The organism is Streptomyces sp. NBC_01232 (assembly GCF_035989885.1).
In the GTDB taxonomy this organism is placed as follows: Bacteria; Actinomycetota; Actinomycetes; order Streptomycetales; family Streptomycetaceae; genus Streptomyces.
Window position 1 is genome coordinate 2,003,248 of the sequence record NZ_CP108518.1, and the last position, 24,460, is coordinate 2,027,707.

Sequence of the window (24,460 nt, forward strand, 5' to 3'; positions counted from 1 at the left end):
GAGCATACCGACCGGTACGCATGGATGGGAGGGGTGTGCGGGACCGAGTGGGTACGAGCCGGCGCGGCACCGCCCGGCTGCGGTTGCGGCTGCGGAACCGGCCGGGGGACGGGGGCCGGGGATGGAACCGGGACCGAGGCAGGGGCGGGAACCGGGATCGAGACCGGGGCCGGGGCGGGAACCGGGATCGAGACCGGGAGCGCGACCCGGGATCGGGACGAGTGGGGATCAGCCCAGCACGCGGGCGAGGTAGGCGTGCATCATCGCGCGAGTCTCGGCGACGATGCCGGGATCCCCGGCCGGATCGGCGCGGAAGGCGAGTTGTATCAGCGCGTCGGTGGCCTCGACGGCGACGAGCACGGCCCGTTCGAGGGTGGCGTCGGGGGTCAGGCCCAGGTGCGCGGAGAGCAGCTCGGTCAGACGGTCGGCAACCTGGTGGTTGGGGTCCGCCTCGGGCCCCTCGGCCGGCGGCGCGGGCACACCGAAGTCGACGAGGGCGAAGCCGGGAACGCTGCGCTTCATGGCCAGGTATTCGTCGAGTACCGCGTCCACGACGGGCCGCCAGTCGGTGGCCGGGAGGTCGGCGAGCCGGTCCGCGATGCCGTCGACGTAGCGGTCCAGGTTGCGGTGGGCGAGGGCGATGGCCATGGCCCGCTTGTTGCCGAAGAAGCGGTAGACCGAGCCGATCGGCACGCTGGCGCGCAGGGCCACGGCGCGGGTGCTGAGGTTCTCGTACCCCGTCTCGTCCAGCAGGTCGGCGCAGGCGTCGAGGATCCGGGCGAGCCGGTCGGCGCTGCGCTGCTGGATCGGCGTACGGCGCAGGGAGTGGGCGGGAGGCACGGGGTCCATCATGCCGCTCCTCGCTTCTCGGTTCGGTGGGGGCCTCAGTTCAGCAGAAGACTGAGCCCTCCGACTGTGTAAGTGATCATCAGCGCCAGCAGCGGCAGCTGCCCGGCCACCGCTCTGGCGGGCGGGAAGAGGCGTACGGAACGGTCGTGGGCGGCGACGACGCCGAGCACGTGACCGGTGACGACGGCGATGACCTGGAGGGCCGCGAGGCCGCCGGGACCCAGTGGCGGCACGGGTTCTGGGGCGTTGTCAGTGCCGAGTGCCATGCTTACTGTGCGTGGTCCTTCGACTACCAGGAGGGAGAAGTAGTGGGCGATGAGATAGCCGAGCGCGATCGGTACGAGTGAGTGCGCGAAGGCGGTCAGGGGGCCTGGGTGCGGGCCGCTGACGAGGCGGGTGGCCGCCGCGCAGAGGCAGTAGAGGGTGGCGACAAGGGCGATGGAGGCGAGCAGTCCGAGTGTGGCCGTGGGGGTGCGGCCCAGGGGGGAGGTCTGGAGGACGTTGATCCACGAGGGGTTGTCGGAGAAGCCGTCGTAGGCGGTGGACCCGAGGAGGACGCAGACGGTGGCGACGAGTCCGGGCCGCTCGGGTGTCGCGTCGAGTCCGTGGAAGGGGTTACGGAGAACGAGGCGGCCGTCGCTGCGACGGCCGAGGGGGGAGAGCCGGGCCAGGAGGTCGGAGTACGCCTCGAAGGCGTCGCCGTCGTCGAACCAGCGCTCGCCGAAGCGGGCGGCGAGCAGCAGTTGGGCGGTGGCGTAGGTGGTGATGGCGATCAGGAGGGTGGTGGTGGATGCGGAATCGGGAGCGACGAGTTCGAGCCATGTGAAGCCGAACAGGCCGGCGGCGGCCGGCCACTGGCCGAGCCGGGCGGGGAGGGGGCGGCCGGGGCCGCGGCGACGCAGGGCCCGGGAGAGCAGGCGGTGCAGGGTGCGGAGCGGGTTGAGCAGGCGCCAGACGGGGCCGAGGAGGAGGGAGGCGGGGACGAGTCCGACCCAGAGGAGGACGTAGACGGCACCGGGAGCGGGGTTGTGCGCGGGGTCGTCGGGACCGAGGAGGAGGTGGAGCAGGACGGCGAGCGCGGCGGCGAGCCCCAGCTCGCGCAGGGCGGTCCGGGTGGCGGGCGCGTCGGCCACCCGCTGGAGGGCGGCGGGCAGGGCGAGGCCCGAGCGCTCTCCACGGAAGCGGGAGGTGGACCAGAGCAGGCCGAGTGCGAGAAAGGAGACGAACAGTGCGGCGAAGGCACCGGCGAAGGCGTAGAAGGGAGAGATCGGCAGATCGTGCTGGGACCCGATCCCGTGCGCGAGCGAGGTGAGCGGATCGGCCGGGTGAAGGACCACGCCCTGGCCGTGGCCAGCATCGCCGGCGCCCGGGGCGGAGCCCGACCCGAGGGGGCTCACCATCGGCCCGCCCGGGGCGGTGTCCAGCCGACGCCGCGGCGAGGCATCCCGGACTCGGGCCCGAGTCCGGGCGGCCGGACCGGGGCGACGCGCGGGACCGCCGCCACCGGGAGACCGGGCCGGGGTGCGGGCCCGGGTACGGGTACGGGACGCTGCGCGGAACCGGGCGCGGGTCGGCGCACAGGCCGGACCACGGGCCCCGACTCGGGCGCGGGCGCGGGCGCGGGTGAGGACGCATACCCGAACCCGGCCGCGAACCCGGACCCGGGCGCGGGCGCGGGCGCGGACCCGGGCACGGGCGCGGGCACGGGCACGGGCGCGGGCACGGGCGCGGGCGCGGGCGCGGGCACAGGCCCGGGTGCGGACACAGACCCGGGTGCGGGCACAGACCCGGGTGCGGGCACAGGCCCGGGTGCGGGCACAGGCCCGGGTGCGGGCACAGGCCCGGGTGCGGACCCGGGACATGACCCGTGCCCCGGCCGGGGCGCGGGCTCGCGGGCAGGCCTCGACGCGGACCCGGACACAGGCCGGGGCACGGGTTCGTGCGCAGGCCGGGACGCAGACCCGGGCACGGGCCGGGGCACGGGCTCCCGTTCAGGCCGGCGTGCCGGGACGGGGGCAGGCCGGTATGCCGGAGCGGGGGTGGGGCTGGGGCGGGTCATCGGACGAGGAGTTGGGTCAGGACGAGGCTGGACTCGTGGGTCTCGACCTCGAAGAGGCCCGTGCGGTCGGCCGTCAGGATCAGGGTGGCCTCCTGGCCTGCCGGCAGGGCGAGTTCCTTGTCGTAGCCGTGGACGTGCAGCGTGTCCGCGCGGTCGCTGGTGACGCGCAGGGCCACACGCTCTCCGCGCCGCAGCTCGGTGCGGGCGGGGGCAGGGCTGACCTTGCCGTCCCGGACGGTGATGGTGACCGTCCGGTCGGCCTGCTCCGGTGCCGCGCTCTGGCTCGGTGCACCACCGTGGCCGTGTCCGCCGGGCTGGCCGGCGGCGGAGGGGGTGAGCTGGGCCGTGCCCTCGACCGGCTTGCCGGAGACCGCCCAGGCGGTGTGGTCGTCCGCGTAGAGACGGACGGTCAGGGTGTGCGCGCCCTCGGGTACCTGCGCCGCGGGCAGGTGGAACCAGGGGCCGTACAGCCGGGCCAGCTTCCGTCCGTCGAGCTCCAAGTGGGCGTGGCCCGCGCCCGGAAGGGCGGCGCCGCCGGTGCTGTCGGGGGTGAAGCGGTAGTTCTTCACCCCCAGTTGGAGGTTCCAGCCGTCCTCGGAGTCGGGGCGGACGGTCAGCTGGACCTCCGGCGCGCCCTGGGCCGGGACCTCGCGGAGCCGGTGGCCGACGGCGTCGGTCGCGGTGAGCAGGGTGCCCACGTCACCCGAGGCCTGCTCGTGGCTGGTGCCGGGCTTGTGGTGGGTGGTGGCCCGCCCGCCGCAGCCCGTCACCGCCCCGCCCGCCAGGAGCAGGGCGAGGGCGAGGAGGGCCGCGGCGCGGGCGGTCCGGCCGAGCCTGCGGGCCGCGCGGGGCGGCGTACCGCAAGCGTCGCACCGGCTGTCCTCGTAGGACCGGTCGCTCTCGTAGGACCGACTGCCCTCGTGGGACAGGTCGTCCTCTCCGGGCCGGTTGGCGAAGCAGGGCCGGTTGTCATCGGCGAGCCGGTCGTCGTCGGCCGGTCGGTCGCCGTCGGGCCTTGGGGTCACGGCTGGCCTCCTCGGGCCGGGGCGGGCCTGGGCGGGGGTCACGGCGTGGGGTCCTGGGCCGCCGGGGGCTCGGGGGCCGCCGCGCGCAGGGTCGGGGCGGGGCCTGCCGGGACCGGGGCGCGGTCGCCCGCGGGGTCCTCGCCCGGGCCGGCCGGGTGGGCCGGGGTGCCGGGGCGGGCCGAGGCCACCACCGCCCACAGGACCCAGACCACGGCGACCAGGGCCCGTACCCAGGCGGGGCTCAGGGGGGTCCAGGGGATCATCAGGACGGCCTTGTCGAAGGCGTCCAGCAGGGTGAGCCCGGCCAGCAGCAGGGTCAGGCGGGCCAGCCAGGGGCGGTCGGCGCGCAGGACCAGGCCGGCGCCGGTCCACCACAGGCCGAGCAGGAGGAGGGCGAGCGCCGGGACGAAGGTGGCGGTCAGGGGCATGGTGGAGCCGGCCACGTCCAGGGCCAGGCCCGCGAGCCCGGCAAGGGTGGCGGCCGTGCCCAGACGGGAGCCGCGCAGGCGGCGCCACCACAGGACTCCGCCGACCAGGAGCAGTACCGCCGCCACGGCGAGCGCGAGCTGGGTCTCCACCCGCTCCAGGCCGCGCGAGCCGTACCAGTCGCAGCCGGCCGGGAGTTTGCGCGCCTGGACGTTGTAGTCGGCGCAGACGAGGAGCTGGACCAGCTTGACCGGTTCACCGACCAGGCGGGCGGACGCCCCGGAGACGGCGCCGCGGCGCTCACCGCACTGCGGGACCGTGCCCGGGGTGGAGCCGTCGGGTCCGTCCTGCCAGCAGTTGCCGCGCCCCTGGCCGTCCCACCACACGTCCATGCCGTTGGGGCGGGCGGCACCGGACTTGTCCTTGCCCATGACGTTTCCGGCGTAGCGGTTGTGGTGGGAGGTGTCCGTCTGCTTCGACCACGCCTCTTCGCCGCGGATGAAGGCGGGCACCGCGCTGAGGAAGAAGCCCGCGCGCTGGTGGCCGTACACCCAGTTGCCCTCGTAGAGGTTCCAGTTGCCGCCCGCGGTGATGATTCCGGTGCCCGGCGGCATGGAGATCTGCGGGCAGACGACGCCGCGTTCGTAGCCGCGCTCGATCGGCGGCTTGGCGCAGGTGCCGTCGGCGACGTGGCGGTAGTAGTCCTGGTTGTTGTCGTGGATCAGGTTCCGCTCGAACTTGGCGTGGTTCTGCGGGAGTCCGGGGTGTCCGGGGAAGGCGCTGTCCATCGAGGCGCCGCCCATGTTCTGGTCGAACTCGTTGTCGTGCACCCACACCGAGTCGCCCGCGGTGCCGGAGTACCCGACCATGTTGTGGTGGCTGCGGCAGCCGGTGATCTCGATGGAGTAGCGGGGGACCTCGTAGCCGCGGCCGTCGTTGATGTTCGAGGCGCTGCCCGGATAGATGCCGGAGTCGCCGTTCCCGTACGACTCGCAGTTCTTGTAGAGCCCGTGGTCGCTGGCGAAGGTCAGGAAGCCGTACTCGTCGTTCCAGCGGGTCAGCACGTCGTCGATGACGAAGCCGTCGCCCGCGAGCACGTACAGCGAGTTGAAGGTGGTGCGCTGGGCGGTGAAGTTGCGGAAGTAGATGCCGTTGGACTTGTCGGCGCGGATGGCGTTCAGCTTCTGGTACTTGGCGTCGACGACCACGTCGAGGCGGGACGCGCCCGTGCCCTCGATCTGCAGGTTCGTCTTGCCGAGGATCGCGACGAGGTTCTGGTTGTGCCGGCACTGCACCTGCTGCTCGTAGGACAGGATCTGGTAGCCGAGCGAGGACTCGGGGGCCTTGAGCGCCGCGCACTCCCCCGTCGGCTTGGGCAGCGAGGGCTCCTCCTCGTAGAGGCCGGGGAGGATCGCGATGTTCATGCCGGGCCGGTCGACGGCGTCGACGGCCTCCTGCAGGTGCCGGTAGCCGCTCTTCTCGCACCGCTCGTAGAGGGCGAGGTTGCGCTGCCTGAGCTCTTCGGGGAAGGCGGATATCCGGCGCTCGAAGGCGGGCCGGTCGGTCTTGCAGACGATCAGGTCGGGCTCCGCCGTGCGGTACTCGGGTACCGATCCGGAGCCGTCGGGAAGGGTGATCGGGCGCTCCTCGTGCGCGCTCGCGGCGGGCGCGGCGACGAGGAGTGACAGGAGGGCGAGGAGGGCGGCGAGGAGCGCCGCCGGCACGGCAGGGAACCTGCGGGTCCACGACATGCGCGTGAGAGTAGAGCAATGTTCATCTTTTGGGATCCCCCTCGACCGAATCCGTGTTCCCGCCCGTCGGCGTGCCCGCTCTCACCGCCCGACCTTTCCCGACTTTCCCGCCCATCCAGCACCCATCAGGCACCCATCCGGCACCCACCCGCCGATCACCTGCCGCTCACCTGCCGCCCGTCCGGCGCCCATCTGCCGCTCGTCCGCCACCCGCCCGCCGCCCTTCCGCGGCCCGCCGGCCCGGCCGGCCCCCGGTTCACCGTTGACGTGCGGGCCGCGGAATCCTACTGTCGACCATAGGATTCCTTCGACGGAGCGGGAGCAGCACATGAGCGAGCAGGCCAGGAAGACGGCAGAGGCACTGGAGTACCTCACCGGCTTCGGCAACGAGCACAGCTCGGAGGCCGTCCCCGGCGCGCTGCCGATCGGCCGGAACTCGCCGCAGCGCGCCCCCCTGGGCCTCTACGCCGAGCAGCTCAGCGGCAGCGCCTTCACCGAGCCCCGCACCCACAACCGCCGCTCGTGGCTCTACCGGATCCGCCCCTCGGCCGCCCACCCGCCCTTCACCCGGATCGACAACGGGGCCCTGCGCTCCGCGCCCTTCACCGAGGCCGTCCCGGACCCCAACCGGCTCCGCTGGAACCCGCTGCCCGCCCCGGCTCCCGGCACCGATTTCCTCTCCGGCCTGTGGACCCTCGGCGGCAACGGCGACGCCGCCCAGCGCGCCGGCATGGCCATCCACCTCTACGCCGCCAACGCCGACATGACCGACCGGGTGTTCAGCGACTCCGACGGCGAGCTGCTGATCGTCCCCGAGCGCGGCGGGCTGCTCCTGCGCACCGAGCTGGGTCTGCTCGCCGCCCGCCCGGGCGACATGGCCCTCATCCCCCGCGGCGTCCGCTTCCGCGTCGAGCTGCTGGACGCCGACGCCCGCGGCTATGTCTGCGAGAACTACGGCCAGCCCTTCGAGCTGCCGAACCTGGGCCCGATCGGCGCCAACGGCCTCGCCGCCGCGCGGGACTTCCAGGCCCCCGTGGCCGCGTACGAGGACGTCGAGCGCCCGACCGAGGTGATCAACAAGTTCTGCGGCAACCTCTGGTCGGCGACCTACGACCACTCCCCGCTCGACGTCGTCGCCTGGCACGGCAGCAACGTCCCGTACGTCTACGACATGCGCCGCTTCAACGTCCTGGGCTCGATCAGCTACGACCACCCCGACCCGTCGATCTTCACGGTCCTGACCTCGCCCTCCGACACCCCGGGCCTGGCGGGCGTCGACTTCGTGGTCTTCGCCCCGCGCTGGCTGGTCGGCGAGGACACCTTCCGCCCGCCGTACTTCCACCGCAACGTGATGAGCGAGTACATGGGTCTCATCGAGGGTGCCTACGACGCCAAGGCCGAGGGCTTCGTCCCCGGCGGCGGCTCGCTGCACAACATGATGTCCGCACACGGTCCCGACCACGAGACCTTCGACCGGGCGAGCGCCGCCGAGCTGAAGCCGCAGAAGATCGACGACGGCCTGGCCTTCATGTTCGAGACCCGCTGGCCGATCACCGCCACTGCGCAGGCGGCCGGCGCGGATCACCTCCAGCGCGGCTACGACGACGTGTGGCAGGGTCTGCAGCGCCACTTCCGCGCCTGACCTGCACTGCATACCCTGCATGCGCCGCACGTCCCCCCTGTCCAGCCGTTCGGAGATCCAGCCGTGACCGCCTTCGCCCCCGACTCGCTGGTACTGAACCGGAAGCTGCCGCTCTGGTACCAGGTGTCGCAGTCACTGCGCGCCTCGATACTGGGGCGCACCCCCGACGCGTCGCTGCGCCTGCCCACCGAGGAGCAGCTCGCCGAGCACTACGGGGTGAGCGTGCTGACCATGCGCCAGGCGCTCAAGGAGCTGGAGGGCGAGGGCCTGATCAGCCGGCACCGGAGGCGCGGCACCTTCATCGAGCCGGGTGCGCTGCGCAGCGCCCCGGTCCGGCTGCTGGGCTCGGTCGACGCGATCGTGGCCCAGCAGTCGGGCGATCGCACGACGATCCTCGGCCACGGCCGGACGGCTGTGGCCGGGGAGCTGCTGGAGCACTTCCCGGGCACGCCCGAGGTGGTCACGTACCGCCGCCTGCGCCACGACCGGGAGAGCGGCGAGCCGACGAACTGGGCGGAGAACGCGGTCCTGCCGGAGTTCGCCGAGGCCGTGGACCTCGCCGATCTCGAGCGCTGGCCGATGACGAAGGTCCTGCGGGACATCGTCGGCGTCCGCATTAGCCGGATCACGGACACGGTGGAGGCGCGGCTCGCGGACCCGGAGACGGCCGAGCTGCTCCAGGTCCCGCTGCTGAGCCCGATCCTGCACTACACCGGCGTCACGTACGACGAGGACGGCCGGGTGGTGGACGTGGCCCGGATCCGCTACCGCGGCGACAGGTTCTCCTTCACGGTGACGGTCGACGCGCACTGACCCGCGCGCACCGACCCACGCACGCTCCCCCGCGCGCACCGACCCGCGCGCACCGATCCACGCACGCTCCCGCGCGCGCACCGACGGCCCACGTGTCCGACGCCGTGCTGCACCGCCCGGCTACTTCTCGTCGTCCTCCCTGGTGCGCTCGCCCTCCGCCTGCGACGGCGTGGTGCGCATCGCTTGGGGGTGTTGCTGCTGCTTGCGCTGGGCCTCGTCCATGTCCTCGTCGAGGCGCTCGCCCTCGGCCTGCGACGGGGTCGTGTATTCGTCGTACTGGCTCATGACCGCCTCCTGAGCCTCCTCGGTCGATACCGTACGTATGCGTACATAAGGAGCGTAGCTCTTCGGCCTGGACGCAGCCCGGCCATCGGATCCCGTCGCTACCATCGGCGGCGTGAGCGAAGACGTACCGCTGCTTGAGGATCTGATGCCCTGGGCCGTGGGCGGCCTGCGCCTGGGCCGGGACTGGGTGTCCGCACCCGATCCGGCGTCCCTGCGCGCCCGCTGGGCGGCCCTGACCGGCTCCGAAGGGGCCGAGCGGGAGCGCCTGTTCCGCCCGAGCCGCAGCCGCAGGCCCGACGCCGGGGCGGCCGCCCTGCCCGGGCAGCGCTCGGCGGCCACGGCGCGTTTCGCCGACGCCCCCGGCCCCTGCCCCGACCCCGTACGGGTGCTCCGCGAGCCCTTCGACGAGCAGTGGCTGCTGCCCGACCAGCGGCTCATCGACGTCGCCCGCCCCGAGCTCTGGCGGGTCCGGGACGAGCACCAGCTGTTCCTCGCCCTGACCCCGGATCCGCTGGTCACCGCGCACCTCCCGGCCGGCCGCCTCGGCCGGATCCGGCCCCTGCACCGGCGCCCCGGCGGCACCGAGCCGAACCTCGCCCCCGGCCTGCTTCCCCTGCTGGGCGCGCGCCACGGCGGCTGGGTCACCCCCGAGGACGTCCTGTGCTGGGTCCTCGCGGCGGGCCGCCCGGGCCCGCGCGGGTACGAGGTCCCGCTCGCCGCCGAGCCCGCGCGGTGGCGGGCCGGGCTGGAGCTGGGGCACCGGGTGCTGACCGTGCAGCTGCGGGGTGCCCGCGGCGGTGAGGCGCCCCGCCTGCCCGGCGGCCGGCGCCCGTACGTCCGCTCGGCGGTCACGGGCTGGCCGCGCGAGCTCGCGTACGACGCCGAGGGCGAGACGCTGAGCCTCGGGAGCGGGACCGTGTCCCCCGTGCCGGCCGGGGCCTGGGAGTACGAGGCCCAGGGCGTGCGGGTGCTTCCGGCCTGGTTCGCCGCCCGCAGCGCGCACCGCGGCCCGGAAGCCGACGGCCTGGCGGCGCTCGGGCCCGCCGAGTGGCCGCAGAGCTGGACCTCGGAGCTCCTGGCCCTGGTGACCACGCTGGCGCTGCTGGCCGAACTGGCGCCGGAGCGAGCCGCGTTCGAGCCCGGGCCGGCGCTGACGGCCGAGGAGCTGCGCGCGGTCGGGGTGCTGCCGCCACCGGCCTGGGCCCGCCGCCCGGCCTCGGTGCTGGACCACCAGGAGGAGGGCCCGGGCGGGCAGTTCGCGCTCCTCTGAGCAGACGGGACGGGGAGCGGGCCTACGCCCGCCGGGACCTCATCCCCCCTGCTCCCCCTGCTCGTCCCGGACCCCCCAGGCCCCCAGCAGCCGGACCATCGAGCGGTCGAAGACCTCGGCCATGTCGAGGCCGGCGCCCGGGACCGGGCCGCCGCCGGAGAGGGCCGCGGCCAGTCGCGGGTACTCCCCGGTGGCCAGGCGGGAGCCGAGCCATGCCGTCCGTACCCGCTGCTCCTCGGCCTCGCTCCAGGGCAGCGACCGAGCCCGTTCGGCCAGCGCCAGCTCGCCCGCCACGTAGGTCGCCACGCTGCCGTTGACGGCGGCGACGAGCTCCAGCTTCTCGGCGTCCGGCACGTCGAGCGGAGCCAGGCAGTCCATGCAGTACTCCAGGTAGCGCAGGGCGTTGGGACCGAAGCCGTAGACCGGGCTGAGCAGGCGCGGCAGCCACGGGTGGCGGTGCATCAGCGCCCGCGTCCGGCGGGCCAGCGCGAGCAGGTCGGCCCGCCAGTCGCCGGTCGGGGGCGGGAGCTCGTACTCCCCGCTGACCGCGTCGACCATCAGCTCGTACAGGTCCTCCTTGCGCGGCACGTAGTTGTAGAGGGACATCGTGCCCGCGCCGATCCCGGCGGCCACGCGACGCATGGAGACGGCGTCGATCCCCTCCTCGTCGGCGATCCGCACCGCCTCGGACGCGATCGACTCGCGGCTGTGCGCGGGCCTCGGTCCGCGGCCGGCCCGCTGGGGGCGGGACCAGATCACTTCGGGTTCAGCGGGTCGCCCGCCGGCTGTCATGGCTCAGATCACCTCGTCGTCTCGCCACCATCTTAGTTACGTACGGCGTACGTAGTGAGGTACGGTGGCGCGCATGACTACTACGTACGCTGTACTTAGTGAGGGGCTGGAGAAGAGCTACGGAAAGGTCCACGCCCTGCGCGGCCTCGACCTCGCCGTCCCCGAGGGCACGGTCTGCGGCCTCCTCGGCCCCAACGGAGCGGGCAAGACCACCGCCGTGCGGGTCCTCACCACGCTCACCGCACCCACCGCCGGCCGCGCCCTCGTCGCCGGTCACGACGTGACCCGGGATCCCGCGGCCGTGCGCCGCGCCATCGGCGTCACCGGCCAGTACGCCTCCGTCGACGGGGACCTGACCGGCCGGGAGAACCTCCGGCTCTTCGCCCGGCTGGCCGGGCTGCGCGGCCCCGCCGGCCGGGCCCGCGCGGACGAACTGCTGGAGCGCTTCGGGCTCACCGGGGCCGCCGACCGGGTGAGCTCCACCTGGTCCGGCGGCATGCGGCGGCGCCTGGACCTGGCCGCCGGGCTGATCACGTGCCCCCGGGTGCTGTTCCTCGACGAGCCCACCACCGGCCTGGACCCGGCGGCCCGCGAGCAGATCTGGACGACGGTCCGGGCACTCGCCGAGGACGGCACCACGGTGCTGCTCACCACCCAGTACCTGGAGGAGGCCGACCGGATCGCCGACGAGATCGTGGTGGTCGACGGCGGACGGGTCGCCGCCACCGGCACCCCGGCCGCCCTCAAGGCCCGGATCGGCGCGCACGCCGAGGTCACCGTCCCCGCGCACGGGGCCCTCGCGCGCGCCGCCGCCGTACTGGACCAGCTCACCGGCGGCCTGCCGGTGCTCGACGAAGCGCGGCTGACCGTCGGCGTCACCGTCCCGGACGGAGGGCTCACCCTGCCGCGGATCATCCGGGAACTCGACACGGCCGGAGTACCGGTCACGGACGCGAGCCTGCGCCCGCCCACCCTGGACGAGGTGTTCCTGCGCCTCACCCAGGTCCCCCGGGCCCCCCAGTCCCCTCCCGCCGCCGAGGAGTACGCCGCATGAGCAGCATGAGCACCCTGATGTCCGACGGCGGAGCCGTCCTCACCCGCCAGCTGCAGAAGGCCCGGCACGCCCCGGCGCTGCTGATCCTCACCCAGACCATGCCGATCACCATGCTGCTGTTCTTCGGCTACGTCTTCGGCAGCGCGCTCGCCATGCCGGGCGCCGAGTACCGGGAGTTCCTGGTCCCCGGGCTGCTGGCCGCCACCGCCGCGAACGGTCTGATGACCGGCCTGTTCACGGCCGCGCAGGACGCCCACCGCGGGGTGATGGACCGTTTCCGTACGCTGCCGATGAGCCGCACCGCCGTACCGCTCGGGCAGACGGCCGCCGATCTGCTGACCACCGGCGTGTCGATGGTGCCGCTGATGCTGGTGGGACTGGCGATGGGCTGGCGCATCGAGAACGGGCTGCCCGGCGCGCTGGGGGCCCTGGGCGTGCTGCTGCTGTTCCGCTTCGCCACCGCGTGGGTGGGCACCTACCTGGGCCTGCTGAGCAGGAGCGAGGAGGCGGCCGGCCAGCTCGGCGGCGCCACCTTCGTCCTACCGATGCTGTCCAGCGCGTACCTGCCGACCGCGGGACTGCCCGGATGGCTGCGGACGGTCGCCGAGTGGAACCCGATCAGCGCCGTCGCCACGGCCGTGCGCGAGCTGTGCGGGAACGCCGGGGGCGAGACCGCGGCGGGCGCCGCCTGGCCCGCCGCGCATCCCGTGGCCGGGGCGCTGCTGTGGTCGGGGCTGCTGCTCGCGCTCTTCGTCCCGCTGGCCACGCACAGGTTCGCGCGCGGCCGGTAGTGACAGCAGCCCGTCCGACCCGGTAGGCAGGGCCCATGGCTACCGAACCGCTCCCCCTGGACGGCATCACCGTCGTCGCCGTCGAACAGGCCGTCTCGGCCCCCTTCGCCACCCGCCAGCTCGCCGACCTCGGCGCCAGGGTGATCAAGGTCGAGCGCCCCGACGGCGGCGACTTCGCCCGCGCCTACGACACGGCCGCGCACGGCCTCGCCTCGCACTTCGTCTGGGCCAACCGCGGCAAGGAGTCGATCGCGCTCGACCTGAAGGACCCGCGCGGCCGCGAGGTCCTGCACGGGCTGCTCGCCGGCGCCGACGTCTTCGTGCAGAACCTCGCGCAGGGAGCCGCCGCCCGGCTCGGACTCGACTCGGCCGCGCTGTGCGCGCGTTACCCGCGGCTGGTCGCCGTGGACGTCTCCGGCTACGGCGCCGAGGGTCCGTACGCCCACAAACGCGCCTACGACATGCTCGTGCAGTGCGAGGCGGGTCTGGTGTCGGTGACCGGCACCCCGGACCAGCCGGTCAAGGCGGGCATCCCGGCGGCCGACATCGCCGCGGCCATGTACGCCTTCTCGGGAATCCTGGCCGCCCTGCTGCGCCGCGGGGTCACCGGGCGCGGGGGCAGGGTGGAGGTCTCCATGCTCGACGCGCTCGCCGAGTGGATGGGCCACCCGCTGCACCACACGATGCACGGCGGGGAGCAGCCCGTGCGCACCGGTCTCGCGCACGCGGTGATCGCGCCCTACGACGCCTATCCGACGGCCGACGGGGACCGGGTGCTGCTGTCGGTGCAGAACGACCGCGAATGGCGGCGGCTGGCACAACAGGTGTTGGAACAGCCGGAGTTGGCGGACGATCCGGCGTACGCGACGAACGCGGCGCGCACCGTGAACCGGGAGAAGACCGACGCGGTGGTGGCCGAGGCACTGGTCCGGTTCGGTGCGGACGAGGCGATCGGGCGGCTGGAGGCGGCGGGTATCGCCTGTGCGCGGCTGAACTCCGTGGCCCAGCTGGCCGGGCATCCGCAGCTCGCGGCCCGGGACCGCTGGCGGGAGGTGGAATCGCCGGCCGGTCCGCTGCGGGCCCTGCTGCCGCCGATCGGGCTGCCGGGCGGCGCGGCACCGCACATGGGTGCGGTGCCCGCGCTGGGCGAGCACACCGATCCGCTGCTGCGCGCCCTGGGGATGGCGGACGCACAGATCTCGCAACTGCGCCGGGACGGTGTGATCGGGTAGGGCCGGGGAGCCGTTGGCCCGAGGGCCGACGGCTGCGGTACGGGACGGTTACGAGCGGCGGCTGCCGAAGAGCGTGCGACGCAGACGGCGCAGCGGCGCGAAGAGCGAGACGCGCGCGCTCCGGCTCCGCAGGCGGTGCGTGTGGTCGCGGGAGGTGAGCTCGCGCATCAGCAGCGTCGCCTCGGCGGCCTCCCGGTGCGGGACGGCAGGACCGCCAAGCACAGAGAGGTGGCGGTCGAGGCGCGAGCTAGTCGCACTGCTGCCGCAGGTGATGGCAGGCACGCGAGGCGGCCTGCTGCGCATTGCTATCTGTTCCATGTTCTCTCCCCACCCGTACGAGGGCACCCGGCCCGGGCAGGTTAACCCTAACGCCCCCGCGTCGCCCCCGGGTATCCCGGTGGTGTGAATTACCCCTGTGGCGACGGGGAGTTGACGATTACTCAGCGGAGTCGGCGATTACTCTCCGCATGGACGTCACGCTGCGAAAGGCCACTGCGCGAGTCCCGTCACGACAGGGGCCACTTGGCCCACACTGCGCTAACTTGGAGTGATCGCCCAGTGACACGCGGGCGCACGGGAACACACTCGGGGGCGCGCGTGAGTGAGCAATCGAACTCCGATCGTGTCATCTCGGGCCGCTACCGGCTGCTCGAACCGATCGGCCGCGGCGGGATGGGCATCGTGTGGCGGGCCCGGGACGAGGTGCTCGCCCGCGACGTCGCCGTCAAGGAGGTACGGGCGCCGGCCGGGCTCGAGCCCGCCGAACTGGAGCGGCTGTACCGGCGGCTGGAGCGGGAGGCCTGGGCCGCGGCCAGGGTCTCGCACCGCGGCGTCGTCACCGTCTACGACGTGGCCTCCGAGGGCGGGCGGCCCTGGATCGTGATGGAGCTGGTGCGCGGGCTCTCGCTGGCCGACGTACTGGAGGCGGAGGGGCCGATGAGCCCTCAGCGGGCCGCCCACGTAGGGGAACAGGTGCTCGCCGCGCTGCGCGCCGCGCACGACTCGGGAGTGCTGCACCGGGACGTGAAGCCGGGGAACGTACTGATCGCCAACGACGGCCGGGTGGTCCTGGGCGACTTCGGCATCGCCAGCCTGGAGGGCTCCTCGGCGATCACCATGACGGGCGAGGTGATCGGCTCCCCCGAATTCCTGGCGCCGGAGCGGGCGTTGGGCTGCGATCCGGGACCCGCCTCGGACCTGTGGTCGCTCGGGATCATGCTCTACGCCGCGGTCGAGGGGGTCTCGCCGTTCCGGCAGGCCACCCCGCTGGACACCCTGCGGGCCGTGGTCGACGCGGAACCGCCGCCGCCGCGCCGGGCCGGGGCGCTGGAGCCGGTACTGGACGGCCTGCTGCGCAAGGACCCGGCCGAGCGGCTGCCCGCTGCGGAGGCGGCCCGGATGCTACGGGTGGTGGGCGCGGGCGGGAACGTACGGGCATCCGGCGGGCCGGTGTCGGGGCCTGCGTCCGGGCCGGACGCGCCGACGGTCGTCGCGCACCACGGGCAGGGCACGGACACGCCGCGCGAGCCGTACGGCGCGCAGCCGGCGCACCCGGCTCCGTACGGGACACCGCCGCCCGGGGCCGCGCGCGGCGGGAACGCCGGGCTGGTGCTGACGATCGGGATCGTGCTGATGCTGCTGGCCCTGGTCGCGGTGGGGTGGCTGCTGCTCAAGGACCGCGGGAACACCGGTGACAACGGCGGCGGCAGCGGCGGCGCGCCGACGGGCTCGGCGACCACCGCCCGGACCGTCACCACGACTCCTTCGACGGCTCCGTCGGCCCCGGTGTCGGCATCCGCCTCGGGCACGGGCGGCGCGGGGCAGCACGTCTCGGTGTACGTGGACTCCGTGCGCTCCTCCTACACGGGCAGTTGCCCGCCGCCCGCCGAGCACGCGCCCGCCTTCACCGCCACCGTCGAGGTGGAGCGCACCCCGGTCGTGCTGGAGTACCGCTGGGCCACGCGCAGCGGGCGGACCTCCGGCCCCGGCTGGCAGTCCGTCACGTACGAGGAGGGCGGGCCGAGGAGCCGGCGGCTGGAGCACACGGAGCTCACGCACGAGGCGGACACCGTCTTCGAGGACGCGGTCCGGCTGGAGGTGCGGGGGCCGGCAGAGGTTGCCACCCAGTGGGTGGCAACCTCGGTGACCTGCCGGAAGGCGACCCCGACGAGCGGGGCCCCCTCCCCCGGACCGAGTCCGTCACCGCTCTCGCCGACGCCGAGTGCTCCGGCGAGTCCGGCCGGCCCGGCGACCGCAGAGCCGGACCGGACGGACCGGGCGGACGGAACGGACGGAACGGACGCGATGGACGGAACGGACGGGATGGACGGGATGGACGGCACGAACGGCTCGGACCGGAGCGAGGGGTCGGGCCGGTCGGGCCGGGCGGATCAGGCGGCGTTCGTGAAGACCGGCAGGTAGCCGCCGGACTGTCCGGCCGCGGTCGGGTGGTACGACTCGCCGATGTTCAGCCAGTTGACGCTGTGCAGCCACGCACTGCCGGAGCAGATCTCGTGGCCCGTGAAGGCGCCGGCGACCGAGGCGTAGGTGAAGCCGTGGTCGGCGGCGCGTTTGGCGATGGCGGCGTTCAGGTAATCTGCGGCGCCGTTGATGGCGGCCCGCTCGCCCTCGGTGAGGCCGGCGGTGCAGGTGCCGTTCAGCTTGTAGAAGCGGGGATAGCCGAGGACGACGACGTGCGCGCCGGGCGAGCGGCTGTCGATGGCGTTGTAGACCTGGTCGAGCCGGCCGGGGAGGGTGGAGTCCACGTAGGCCTTGGCCTGGTTCACGCGGCTGACGCAGGTGGACTCGGACTGGAGCACACAGGTGGTCATGACGTCGGAGAAGCCCGCGTCGTTGCCCCCGATGGTGATGCTGACGAGGTCGGTTCCGGAGTTGAGCGGGGCGAGCTGATTGGCGAGGACGTCACCCGTACGAGCGCCCGAGCAGGCGGTGAAGGAGAAGGTCTGGGGGGAATGGGCGGCGGCCCACAGGGCCGGGTAGGCGCGGCTGGTGCGCTTGCAGTTGCCGCTCCCGCCGTCGTAGTTGCCGGCGCCGACGCCGGAGGAGTACGAGTCGCCGAGGGCGACGTAGCCGAAGTCGGCCTGGGCGGCGGCGGCCTGGCCGGCTCCGAACAGGGCGGCACCCGCGGCGAGTAAGAGGGAGGAGGTCAGGGCAGCGAAGCGCGACAGTCTCATGCTCATGTGTGCGGCTCCTTGTGGGGGTTACTCCTGAGTCCGTGGTACAAGCAGCCGAGGTCCGCTGGAAGTGTCCATGCCAAGAATGTTCAGGGCAGAGTTGCGGCGCGAATCTTCACTCCGAACGCGTTTGAAGAGGGAACTTGGGCACCCGATCCAGCGAAACACGGGTGCACGAGGGCACCGTGTGCCGGATCATGGGCGCCATGTCAGCCAACCCGCATGACGCGCTGCCGATCCGGCTCAACGTCGACGACAGCGATTCGCCGTCGGATGTCGTCGACGCGCTGTTCCTCGGCCGGTTCGCGTCCGGTGAGCAGCCGTACTCGCACAGCATGTCGATCGAGCGGGTCAAGGCGGAGGCGACCCTCCTCCCGCCGGAGGCAACGGTGTTGCGCTCGGCGCGCGACAGCGACCGCAGCGCCACCCTGGCCGAGGGCGAGGGCTGGACCATGCTCGTCTCGCGCTGGAGCCGGGGCGCGGACGTCACCGTGACGGCGGTCAGCGACGAACTCGCGGCCGGTGTGCTCGGCAAGGCCACCGAGGGGGTGCAGGACGAGCCCGAACCGCAGCCCGAGAACGTCACGATGGGGTTCTGGTACGTCTCCCCGCGGCGCGGCCCGTACCGGACGACGCGCCAGATCGCGGCCGGTACCTGGCCGGAGGTGCGGCCGAACTACACCGCGCCCGTGGCCGGGGCGATGGACCGGCTGATGAAGGTCACCCCGGACGACATCGCAGGCCGGCTGCTGCTGTTGCACGGCCCGCCGGGCACGGGCAAGACCTCCGCCCTGCGCACGCTCGCACGGTCCTGGCGGGACTGGTGCCAGGTGGACTGCGTCCTGGACCCGGAACGGCTGTTCAACGACGTCGGCTACCTGATGGACATCGCGATCGGCGAGGACGAGGGCACGGCGAAGGGCCGCTGGCGGCTGCTGCTGCTGGAGGACTGCGACGAGCTGATCCGGGGCGAGGCCCGCCACACGGCCGGGCAGGCGCTGTCCCGGCTGCTGAACCTGACGGACGGACTGCTGGGGCAGGGCCGCAATGTCCTGGTCGGCGTGACGACCAACGAGGACCTGGAACGGCTCCACCCGGCAGTGGTCCGCCCGGGACGCTGCCTGGCCCGCATCGAGGTCGGCCGGCTGACCCACCGCGAGGCGGTGGCCTGGCTGGGCACGGACGAGGGCGTCCCCCGCGAGGGCGCCAGCCTGGCGGAGCTGTTCGCCCTGCGGCGCGGCACGGGCCCGGCGGCGATCCTGCCGCCGCAGCCGCACACGTCGCAGGCCGGCCTCTACCTCTAGCCACCGCCCGTGCAGCCTCGCCGGCGTCCGAGGCGCGGGTCCGGGCGGAGCCCGGTGCGTCGGCCCGCGGGCCGACGAGGCCGAGCAGCGGGGCTACTCGGCCGCGTACCGGGCCCGGAGGGCGTCCGCGGCGGCGGAGAGCGCCTCGGCCTGCGTCAGGCCGAGGCGGCGGACGCGGTCCGCGTACGCCTGGGCCGCCGCGGCCGCTTCGCGGGAGACCGCGTCCCCCGCGGCCGCGATGAAGGTCCCGTTGCGGCCCCGCGTCTCGATCACCGCGTCCGCCTCCAGCGCCCGGTACGCCTTCGCGACGGTGTTGGCGGCCAGCCCCAGCTCCTCCGCGAGGCCCCGTACCGTCGGCAGCCTGAAGCCGGCCGGCAGCTTCCCCGACCGGGCCCGGTCGGCGATCTGCGCGCGCAGCTGTTCGTACGGGGCGGCCGAGCCGGCCGAGCCGTCGATGGTGATCTTCAGATGTGTCGAGGTCACGCCGGTGATTCTCCCTCATCCGGGATTAATTGGGAGGCGCGCGGCGCGAGCGCGAACGTAGCGTCTGCCACATGACCGTTGTGATCCGCGACATCCGCCCCGGCGACCCCTCGGACGCGGAGTCCGTCGTGCGGGTGTGCCGTGCCGCCCTGCCCTTCCTGATCACCACCGCCGAGGCCGTGGCCTTCGAACTCGCCGGCGCCCCTCCCGCGAAGCGGTACCGGATCCTCGTCGCCGAGACCGCGGACGGCCACGTCATCGGCGCGGCCCAGGTCGGCATCGTGTACGACAGTCCCGAGCCCGGCCGGTCGTACGTCAATGCGTACGTCGACCCCGCCCACCGCGGCCTCGGCGCCGGCGGCCTCATGCTCCGCACGGCCGAGCAGCACCTCGCCGCGCACGGCGCGACGGACGTGTACGCCTGGGTGCTCGACGAGCCCGCCCATCGCGCCTTCGCCGAGCGGCACGGCTACCGCCCCAGCCGCTCGGCGCACTTCCTGCGCCTGGACCTGGCACAGGCCACGCTGCCCGCGCTCCCGCAGGACCTTCCCGCCGGGGTCGAGGTGCGTACGGGCTCCGCCTTCGCCGCCGACCCGCGGCCGCTGTTCGAGGCCGACGCGGAGACGACCTCCGACGAGCCGGGCGACGTACCGGTCGAGTTCGACGACTACGAGGACTGGCTGGCGCACACCTGGAACGACCCGTCCCTGGACAAGGAGCTGACCACCGTCGTCCTGGTGGACGGCGCGGTGGCGGCGTTCACCGCGGCCCGGACGGACGGCGGCACCCGCTACGCCACCGGCATGACCGGCACGCGGCGCGCCTTCCGCGGCCGGGGTCTGGCCAAGCTCGCCAAGACGGTCTCCCTGCACCGGGCCTGTGCGGCCGGGTACACCGCGGCCTTCACCGGCAACGATGCGGGCAACGCGCCGATGCTCGCCATCAACGAGTGGTTCGGCTACGAGATCTGCGCGACCGAGACCCGCTTCACGAAGAAACTGGAGAACCTGTGACCGAGCAGCTGACCGTCGTCCTGACCAAGGCCGGACGGACCAAGATCCGCTACCCGGCGGCGCAGGTCGCCGACGACGGCGACCGGATCTCCGTGCGCGCCCCCTGGGCGGCCGAGGGCGTACGGGACTTCGGCTTCGTCCGTTTCGAGCCCGGCGATGTGTTCGTCGAGCACTTCTGGCGGACGCGCTGGTACGCGGTCAAGGAGGTGTGGACCGGCGACGGCGTCCTCAAGGGCTGGTACTGCGACGTCACGCGCCCGGCGCTGGTGGAGAGCGGGAAGATCCTCGTGGAGGACCTGGACCTCGACCTGTGGGTCTCGGCGGACGGGACCTCCGTACTGCGCCTGGACGAGGACGAGTTCGCCGAGAGCGGCCTCGCCACGAGCGACCCGGAGGCGGCTGCCCAGGCCGTGCGTGCCCTCGACGCACTGGACGACCAGGCCAGGTCGGCAGCGGGCCTCTCCGCGCTCCTGGCCTAGGGGGTGTCTTGTCGATCGGGCCGGATCAGGGAGCTGGTTCTGGTGCCGTGGATCGCAAGGCGGACGAGGGAGTCGATGCGGAGCATCGACGACCGAGGACAACGCGGCGAGGCGCGGTGCCAGGGCCCGCGAGCCCGGCCTGATCGGCAAGACACCCCCAAGGCGGCGCGCGGCGGCCCTCCCGTGGGGAGCCGGGAGGGCGCCGGGCCCGGGATGGTCCGGGGCCACACCATACGCACGGGCCGCAGTGGGCCGATAGGCATATGACAGCGGGAGATTCCGCATCGCCGCCTGCCCCCGCCCCCGCCCCGTGGCACGGGCGACGCGATCCGCCACTCCGTGCCGACGGCCCGGCGGCCCGGCAGCCCCGTGGCCTGATGAACTGATGGACTGGTGAAACCCCGAGCCACCGATCCGTGAGGAACCGAGCATGCTCGTCCACACCGCCGCTCCGCTCGCCGAGGCGATCTCCACACCTGAGCAGGTCTGGTACGCCTCCTACGGCTCCAACATGCACATGGACCGCCTCGCCGCCTACATCGCCGGCGGGACCCCGCCGGGAGCGACCCGCACCTACCCGGGATGCCGGGACCACAGGGCGCCCGAACGCTCGATCGCGGTCGAGATGGAAGGCCGCCTGTACTTCGCGACGGAGTCTCCGGTGTGGACGGGAGGCCGCGGCCTCTACGACCCCACCGCCCCCGGAAGAATGCGCGGACGGGCGCACCTGGTGTCGGTGGGCCAGATCTCCGACATCGCCGCGCAGGAGATGTACGAGCAGCCGGGGCAGGACCTGGACCTGACCGCGGCCCTGCGGGACGGCCGCGACGAGCTGGGCCCGGGACGGTACGAGACGCTGATCTGCCCGGGCACGATCGAGGGCATCCCCGTGCTGACGTTCACCGCGCCGTGGAGCCTCGAGGACGTCGACGTTCTCAACCCGTCGGCCGCCTACCTGCGCTACCTGGCCGCCGGGCTCCTGGAGTCCGGTCCGTGGGAGGAGCAGGACATCGCCGAGTACCTCGCGGCCTGCCCCGGGGCCGCCGGCCATTGGACGGCGGCGCAGGTGAGGGAGTTGCTCACGTCCGGCGGCACCGGCTGACACCGTTCCGCCCGGCCGGGGCTGATGTGTCGTCGTCGTCCTCGCTGAAGTACATGGAGTTCGGATCGTCGAAGGTCTGCTGATTCCGTTCGTCGATGCGCTCCCACAGCTCGTCGTGGGTGGCGGGCAGGTACACCAGCGTCACGGCCGCCCCGCCCTGTTCACCGATACGGCGCCACTCCTGGCGCTCGCCGACGGTCCAGAACCCGTGATCCATGACCACGTCACGGCCGGCAGCAAGGGCAGTGCGCAGCTCAGCCGCGATCTCTTCGGCGCTCAGCCGTTCGGCGTGGACGCGGACCTCGGGGGTGCGCACACCCCCAGAGATGTTGCCGCGTTCCTGCGCCGCGCCGGCCTGGAAGACGGAGAACCTGAGTGAGGACGGGCCGATCACGTGGAAAGGCGGCGGCCCCGAGGTGTGGAAGCGCCCCGAAGCCTGAACGTCACCAGCGGCACTCGGGGAGCCAACCGGGGAGCCACTGGAGGCAGCACAAGCCGGATCTGCCTGGACTGTCACGGACGGTGGGGAGCGAGAACCCTTGCGGCGCGAGGGTTGCGCGAGGCCGGTTCCTGAGGCGGTGCTTGTCCCTGGCTTAACGGGACCCTAAGGATCCGCTCCTGCGGGGCCCAGGAGGCAAAACCCGTGGTCCGGGCGGCTAGCTTGGCCGGGCCAGGACAGGAAGGGCCCGTTGCGGCGCCGCCGGGGGGCGGCGCACCGCGGGGTCCGATTCCGCCGGCACGCCCCTGCCTTGTGCCCGAAGGAGATCACCCATGCCCGCACGCAGCCGTACCGCCGTCACGATGACCCGTATCGCCTCTGCCGGTCTCGCCCCGCTCGCACTGGCCGCGTACGCGGCCGCTCCCGCGGTCGCCCACGGCTCGATGACGGACCCGGTCAGCCGGGTGGCGGCGTGCTACGCCGAAGGGCCGGAGTCCCCGCGGTCGGCGGCGTGCAAGGCGGCGGTCGCGGCGGCCGGCACTCAGGCGTTCTACGACTGGAACGGGGTGAATATCGCCAACGCGGCCGGGAACCACCGGTCGTTGATCCCCAACGGCCAGCTCTGCTCCGCCGGCAACGACAAGTACCGGGGCCTGGACCTGGCCCGTGCCGACTGGCCGGCCAGCCCGATGTCCACCGGCACGCACACCTTCCGCTACAAGGGCACGGCCCCCCACAAGGGTTCCTTCGAGCTGTACGTCACGAAGGACGGCTACGACCCGTCGAAGCCGCTGACGTGGTCCGACCTGGAGCCGGCGCCCTTCGCGAAGGCCACCGACCCGGGCATGCAGAGCGGCGACTACGTCTTCTCCGGGACCGTCCCGAACAAGTCCGGCCGCCACCTGATCTACAGCATCTGGCAGCGCTCCGACAGCCCGGAGGCCTTCTACACCTGCTCGGACGTGGTCTTCGGCAAGGACAACGGCGGCGGCTCCGGCTCCGGCTCCGGTACCACCCCGACCACCGGCACAGGCACCGGGCCGACCGGCAAGCCTTCCGAGAAGCCCTCCGAGAAGCCGTCCGAGAAGCCGGCGGACAAGCCCTCGGCCCCGACCGACCAGCAGATCGCCGACGGCGCCGACAAGTCGACGGTGGAGCACAACGGCCACGGCGACAACGACCCGAAGACGAACGGCAGCGCCAACGACGCCGCCGCCCTGCTCGCGGCCGGTTCGTCGTCCTCGCCGTCCACGTCCGCCAAGGACAACCTCGCGGAGACGGGCGGCAACAGCGCCACCCCGACGATCGCGATCGCCGGGGCCGCCGCCCTGGCCGTGGGCGCGGCCGCGCTGTTCGCAGCCGCCCGCCGCCGCACCGCGCGTACGGCGACGGGCCGCCACGGCCGCTAGGCCCGGCCCCGACCCCGGCCCGGGAGGCCCGGACCGCCTGCGCCCCGTCAGTCGAAGACCGAGGCGCAGGTGGTCCGTTCGGCGTTGGCCGGGTCGAGGGCGTTGACCGCCTCGTGCCAGGCGATCCGGTCGGTGAGCCCGATGGTGACGTGCTCCGAGAGGTCCAGGAAGCACAGGTCCTGGAGGACGACGTTGCGGACGTTCGGCCCTTCCAGGAAGCCGCTCCGGTACGGAGTCACCACCTCGTCGTACTTGGTGGCGATCACCGTGTACTTCACCCCGGGCACGGTGTCCCCGCCCGCGTTGAGTTTCTGCAGGAAGGCGGAGCCGGCGATCTGGTCGGCGAGGCCGGGGGTCGCGCTGGTGATCAGGTCCTCGGCCCCGGGGAAGTACGGGAGGAGCTTGGTGAAGCCGAGCAGGGTCGTGCCGTGGTTGTCGGGGGCGAGTCCGACCAGCGCGTTGACCTTCGCCGCGCCCCCGAGGAACTTCAGGTAGTAGCGCGGCATCATGCCGCCCTGCGAGTGCCCGACGATGTCGGTCTTGGACGCGCCGGTGGCGGCGAGCACCTTGTCGACGAAGACGTCGAGCTGCCCGGCGGACTTGTCGATGGGGCCGAGCCCGTTGAAGAGGGGCACGCCGGGCAGCTGGCCGTAGTCGAGCGAGTAGACGCAGTACCCGCGGTGCACGAGGTACGGGGCGAAGCCCAGCCAGTTGTCCCAGGAGTTGCCGAAGGTGCCGTGGACGAGGACGACGGGGCGCGGGTGCGCGGCGGACGGCTTGCAGGACCAGTTGTTCCAGCCGCTGCTGGGGGCGGATGCGGCCTGCGCGGTGCCGGTGGGGGCGACGAGCGCGGCTGCGGTGAGGGTGAGGACGGCCAGCGGGCGGAGCAGGCGTCTCCAGGGCAGCATCGTGTGATCTCCTTGCGGTTCGACTCAAGGGGATGAGCTGTGGGGGTTCGTCCCGTGATCCGGATCACAAGGGGAGCTGCTGACGCTAAATTACGGGTGAGTAGGAACACAGGGAAGTTACGCGTCGGTAAAAAATCGCG

General features: G+C 73.3%; 23 protein-coding genes. 12 read left to right on the plus strand and 11 right to left on the minus strand.

Features of this window, described 5'->3' with window-relative positions; all coding sequences use genetic code 11:
- Window positions 1–228 precede the first annotated feature (228 nt).
- From OG444_RS09470 to OG444_RS09485, 4 genes are all read right to left on the minus strand, one after another.
- Entirely contained in the window at window positions 229–849 is a 621-nt protein-coding gene (locus OG444_RS09470) for a TetR/AcrR family transcriptional regulator (protein WP_327266701.1), read from the minus strand.
- 35 nt (window positions 850–884) lie between these two features.
- Window positions 885–2,186, minus strand: a complete 1,302-nt coding sequence (locus tag OG444_RS09475; protein ID WP_327261737.1) for a hypothetical protein — start codon at window positions 2,184–2,186, stop codon at window positions 885–887.
- Between the two features lie 718 nt (window positions 2,187–2,904).
- Entirely contained in the window at window positions 2,905–3,933 is a 1,029-nt protein-coding gene (locus OG444_RS09480) for a hypothetical protein (protein ID WP_442810477.1), read from the minus strand.
- A 38-nt stretch (window positions 3,934–3,971) separates the two neighbouring features.
- Window positions 3,972–6,110 (minus strand): right-handed parallel beta-helix repeat-containing protein, encoded by a 2,139-nt coding sequence (locus tag OG444_RS09485; RefSeq protein WP_327261738.1) that lies wholly within the window; start codon window positions 6,108–6,110, stop codon window positions 3,972–3,974.
- A gap of 328 nt (window positions 6,111–6,438) precedes the next feature.
- Between OG444_RS09485 and hmgA the strand changes: the two genes are divergently transcribed.
- Both hmgA and OG444_RS09495 read left to right on the plus strand, forming a co-directional pair.
- A complete protein-coding gene (hmgA, locus tag OG444_RS09490; protein ID WP_327261739.1) occupies window positions 6,439–7,752 on the plus strand; it encodes a homogentisate 1,2-dioxygenase in 1,314 nt (437 codons plus the stop codon).
- 63 nt (window positions 7,753–7,815) lie between these two features.
- Entirely contained in the window at window positions 7,816–8,565 is a 750-nt protein-coding gene (locus tag OG444_RS09495) for a GntR family transcriptional regulator (RefSeq protein ID WP_327261740.1), read from the plus strand.
- Window positions 8,566–8,685: 120 nt separating this feature from the next.
- On the opposite strand, the gene OG444_RS09500 is transcribed toward OG444_RS09495, so the two are convergent.
- Complete coding sequence (locus OG444_RS09500) at window positions 8,686–8,850, minus strand: hypothetical protein (RefSeq protein ID WP_327261741.1); 165 nt, start codon at window positions 8,848–8,850, stop codon at window positions 8,686–8,688.
- A 145-nt stretch (window positions 8,851–8,995) separates the two neighbouring features.
- On the opposite strand from OG444_RS09500, the gene OG444_RS09505 reads away from it, so the two are divergent.
- On the plus strand, window positions 8,996–10,120 hold the full coding sequence (locus OG444_RS09505; protein WP_327266703.1) for a type ISP restriction/modification enzyme: 1,125 nt from the start codon (window positions 8,996–8,998) through the stop codon (window positions 10,118–10,120).
- 39 nt (window positions 10,121–10,159) lie between these two features.
- On the opposite strand, the gene OG444_RS09510 is transcribed toward OG444_RS09505, so the two are convergent.
- On the minus strand, window positions 10,160–10,912 hold the full coding sequence (locus tag OG444_RS09510) for a TetR/AcrR family transcriptional regulator (protein ID WP_327261742.1): 753 nt from the start codon (window positions 10,910–10,912) through the stop codon (window positions 10,160–10,162).
- A 73-nt stretch (window positions 10,913–10,985) separates the two neighbouring features.
- Here OG444_RS09510 and OG444_RS09515 point away from each other — a divergent pair, with 73 nt between their 5' ends.
- From OG444_RS09515 to OG444_RS09525, 3 genes are read left to right on the plus strand one after another with little or no spacing between them, the layout of a single operon-like run.
- On the plus strand, window positions 10,986–11,966 hold the full coding sequence (locus OG444_RS09515) for an ATP-binding cassette domain-containing protein (RefSeq protein WP_327261743.1): 981 nt from the start codon (window positions 10,986–10,988) through the stop codon (window positions 11,964–11,966).
- Between the two features lie 5 nt (window positions 11,967–11,971).
- Window positions 11,972–12,757, plus strand: coding sequence for an ABC transporter permease (locus OG444_RS09520; RefSeq protein ID WP_442810746.1), 786 nt, complete (start codon window positions 11,972–11,974; stop codon window positions 12,755–12,757).
- Window positions 12,758–12,792: 35 nt separating this feature from the next.
- Window positions 12,793–13,989, plus strand: coding sequence for a CaiB/BaiF CoA transferase family protein (locus OG444_RS09525; RefSeq protein WP_327261745.1), 1,197 nt, complete (start codon window positions 12,793–12,795; stop codon window positions 13,987–13,989).
- A 48-nt stretch (window positions 13,990–14,037) separates the two neighbouring features.
- Here OG444_RS09525 and OG444_RS09530 read toward each other — a convergent pair whose 3' ends face one another.
- Window positions 14,038–14,307 carry a hypothetical protein gene (locus OG444_RS09530; RefSeq protein WP_327261746.1) on the minus strand — a complete coding sequence of 90 codons (270 nt, stop codon included), beginning with the start codon at window positions 14,305–14,307 and terminating at the stop codon, window positions 14,038–14,040.
- A 279-nt stretch (window positions 14,308–14,586) separates the two neighbouring features.
- On the opposite strand from OG444_RS09530, the gene OG444_RS09535 reads away from it, so the two are divergent.
- Window positions 14,587–16,410, plus strand: a complete 1,824-nt coding sequence (locus OG444_RS09535) for a serine/threonine-protein kinase (RefSeq protein WP_327261747.1) — start codon at window positions 14,587–14,589, stop codon at window positions 16,408–16,410.
- On the opposite strand, the gene OG444_RS09540 is transcribed toward OG444_RS09535, so the two are convergent.
- Window positions 16,380–17,183 (minus strand): SGNH/GDSL hydrolase family protein, encoded by an 804-nt coding sequence (locus tag OG444_RS09540; protein ID WP_327266704.1) that lies wholly within the window; start codon window positions 17,181–17,183, stop codon window positions 16,380–16,382. The two genes, OG444_RS09535 and OG444_RS09540, sit on opposite strands and share 31 nt — an antisense overlap.
- 206 nt (window positions 17,184–17,389) lie before the next feature.
- Between OG444_RS09540 and OG444_RS09545 the strand changes: the two genes are divergently transcribed.
- Window positions 17,390–18,487: a DUF5925 domain-containing protein gene (locus OG444_RS09545; RefSeq protein WP_327261748.1), complete on the plus strand. Its 1,098-nt coding sequence runs from the start codon at window positions 17,390–17,392 to the stop codon at window positions 18,485–18,487.
- A 93-nt stretch (window positions 18,488–18,580) separates the two neighbouring features.
- Here the strand turns inward: OG444_RS09545 and OG444_RS09550 are convergent, their stop codons facing one another.
- Window positions 18,581–18,970, minus strand: a complete 390-nt coding sequence (locus tag OG444_RS09550) for a GntR family transcriptional regulator (protein WP_327261749.1) — start codon at window positions 18,968–18,970, stop codon at window positions 18,581–18,583.
- A 71-nt stretch (window positions 18,971–19,041) separates the two neighbouring features.
- Between OG444_RS09550 and OG444_RS09555 the strand changes: the two genes are divergently transcribed.
- The 3 genes from OG444_RS09555 (at window position 19,042) to OG444_RS09565 (ending at window position 21,564) form a co-directional block, all read left to right on the plus strand.
- Complete coding sequence (locus OG444_RS09555; protein WP_327261750.1) at window positions 19,042–19,983, plus strand: GNAT family N-acetyltransferase; 942 nt, start codon at window positions 19,042–19,044, stop codon at window positions 19,981–19,983.
- Window positions 19,980–20,462 carry a DUF402 domain-containing protein gene (locus tag OG444_RS09560; RefSeq protein ID WP_327261751.1) on the plus strand — a complete coding sequence of 161 codons (483 nt, stop codon included), beginning with the start codon at window positions 19,980–19,982 and terminating at the stop codon, window positions 20,460–20,462. The genes OG444_RS09555 and OG444_RS09560 overlap by 4 nt, the downstream gene beginning before the upstream one ends.
- Window positions 20,463–20,892: 430 nt before the next feature.
- Entirely contained in the window at window positions 20,893–21,564 is a 672-nt protein-coding gene (locus OG444_RS09565; protein WP_327261752.1) for a histone deacetylase, read from the plus strand.
- Here the strand turns inward: OG444_RS09565 and OG444_RS09570 are convergent.
- Window positions 21,542–21,958 carry an AAA family ATPase gene (locus OG444_RS09570; RefSeq protein ID WP_327261753.1) on the minus strand — a complete coding sequence of 139 codons (417 nt, stop codon included), beginning with the start codon at window positions 21,956–21,958 and terminating at the stop codon, window positions 21,542–21,544. The genes OG444_RS09565 and OG444_RS09570 overlap by 23 nt on opposite strands.
- Window positions 21,959–22,335: 377 nt before the next feature.
- On the opposite strand from OG444_RS09570, the gene OG444_RS09575 reads away from it, so the two are divergent.
- The gene (locus OG444_RS09575; protein WP_327261754.1) at window positions 22,336–23,412 is read left to right on the plus strand and encodes a lytic polysaccharide monooxygenase auxiliary activity family 9 protein; all 1,077 of its coding nucleotides are present in this window, start codon (window positions 22,336–22,338) and stop codon (window positions 23,410–23,412) included.
- Between the two features lie 47 nt (window positions 23,413–23,459).
- On the opposite strand, the gene OG444_RS09580 is transcribed toward OG444_RS09575, so the two are convergent.
- Window positions 23,460–24,320, minus strand: a complete 861-nt coding sequence (locus OG444_RS09580) for an esterase/lipase family protein (protein ID WP_327261755.1) — start codon at window positions 24,318–24,320, stop codon at window positions 23,460–23,462.
- Window positions 24,321–24,460 lie beyond the last annotated feature (140 nt).

Excerpts from the sequence above, each read along its gene's own strand:
- OG444_RS09470 (WP_327266701.1), bottom strand. The coding sequence starts at position 849 with ATGGACCCCGTGCCTCCCGCCCACTCCCTGCGCCGTACGCCGATCCAG.
- OG444_RS09485 (WP_327261738.1), bottom strand. The coding sequence starts at position 6,110 with ATGTCGTGGACCCGCAGGTTCCCTGCCGTGCCGGCGGCGCTCCTCGCC.
- hmgA (WP_327261739.1), top strand. The coding sequence starts at position 6,439 with ATGAGCGAGCAGGCCAGGAAGACGGCAGAGGCACTGGAGTACCTCACC.
- OG444_RS09500 (WP_327261741.1), bottom strand. The coding sequence starts at position 8,850 with ATGAGCCAGTACGACGAATACACGACCCCGTCGCAGGCCGAGGGCGAG.
- OG444_RS09505 (WP_327266703.1), top strand. The coding sequence starts at position 8,996 with ATGCCCTGGGCCGTGGGCGGCCTGCGCCTGGGCCGGGACTGGGTGTCC.
- OG444_RS09510 (WP_327261742.1), bottom strand. The coding sequence starts at position 10,912 with ATGACAGCCGGCGGGCGACCCGCTGAACCCGAAGTGATCTGGTCCCGC.
- OG444_RS09515 (WP_327261743.1), top strand. The coding sequence starts at position 10,986 with ATGACTACTACGTACGCTGTACTTAGTGAGGGGCTGGAGAAGAGCTAC.
- OG444_RS09520 (WP_442810746.1), top strand. The coding sequence starts at position 11,972 with ATGAGCACCCTGATGTCCGACGGCGGAGCCGTCCTCACCCGCCAGCTG.
- OG444_RS09525 (WP_327261745.1), top strand. The coding sequence starts at position 12,793 with ATGGCTACCGAACCGCTCCCCCTGGACGGCATCACCGTCGTCGCCGTC.
- OG444_RS09530 (WP_327261746.1), bottom strand. The coding sequence starts at position 14,307 with ATGGAACAGATAGCAATGCGCAGCAGGCCGCCTCGCGTGCCTGCCATC.
- OG444_RS09540 (WP_327266704.1), bottom strand. The coding sequence starts at position 17,183 with ATGAGACTGTCGCGCTTCGCTGCCCTGACCTCCTCCCTCTTACTCGCC.
- OG444_RS09545 (WP_327261748.1), top strand. The coding sequence starts at position 17,390 with ATGTCAGCCAACCCGCATGACGCGCTGCCGATCCGGCTCAACGTCGAC.
- OG444_RS09555 (WP_327261750.1), top strand. The coding sequence starts at position 19,042 with ATGACCGTTGTGATCCGCGACATCCGCCCCGGCGACCCCTCGGACGCG.
- OG444_RS09565 (WP_327261752.1), top strand. The coding sequence starts at position 20,893 with ATGCTCGTCCACACCGCCGCTCCGCTCGCCGAGGCGATCTCCACACCT.
- OG444_RS09575 (WP_327261754.1), top strand. The coding sequence starts at position 22,336 with ATGCCCGCACGCAGCCGTACCGCCGTCACGATGACCCGTATCGCCTCT.
- OG444_RS09580 (WP_327261755.1), bottom strand. The coding sequence starts at position 24,320 with ATGCTGCCCTGGAGACGCCTGCTCCGCCCGCTGGCCGTCCTCACCCTC.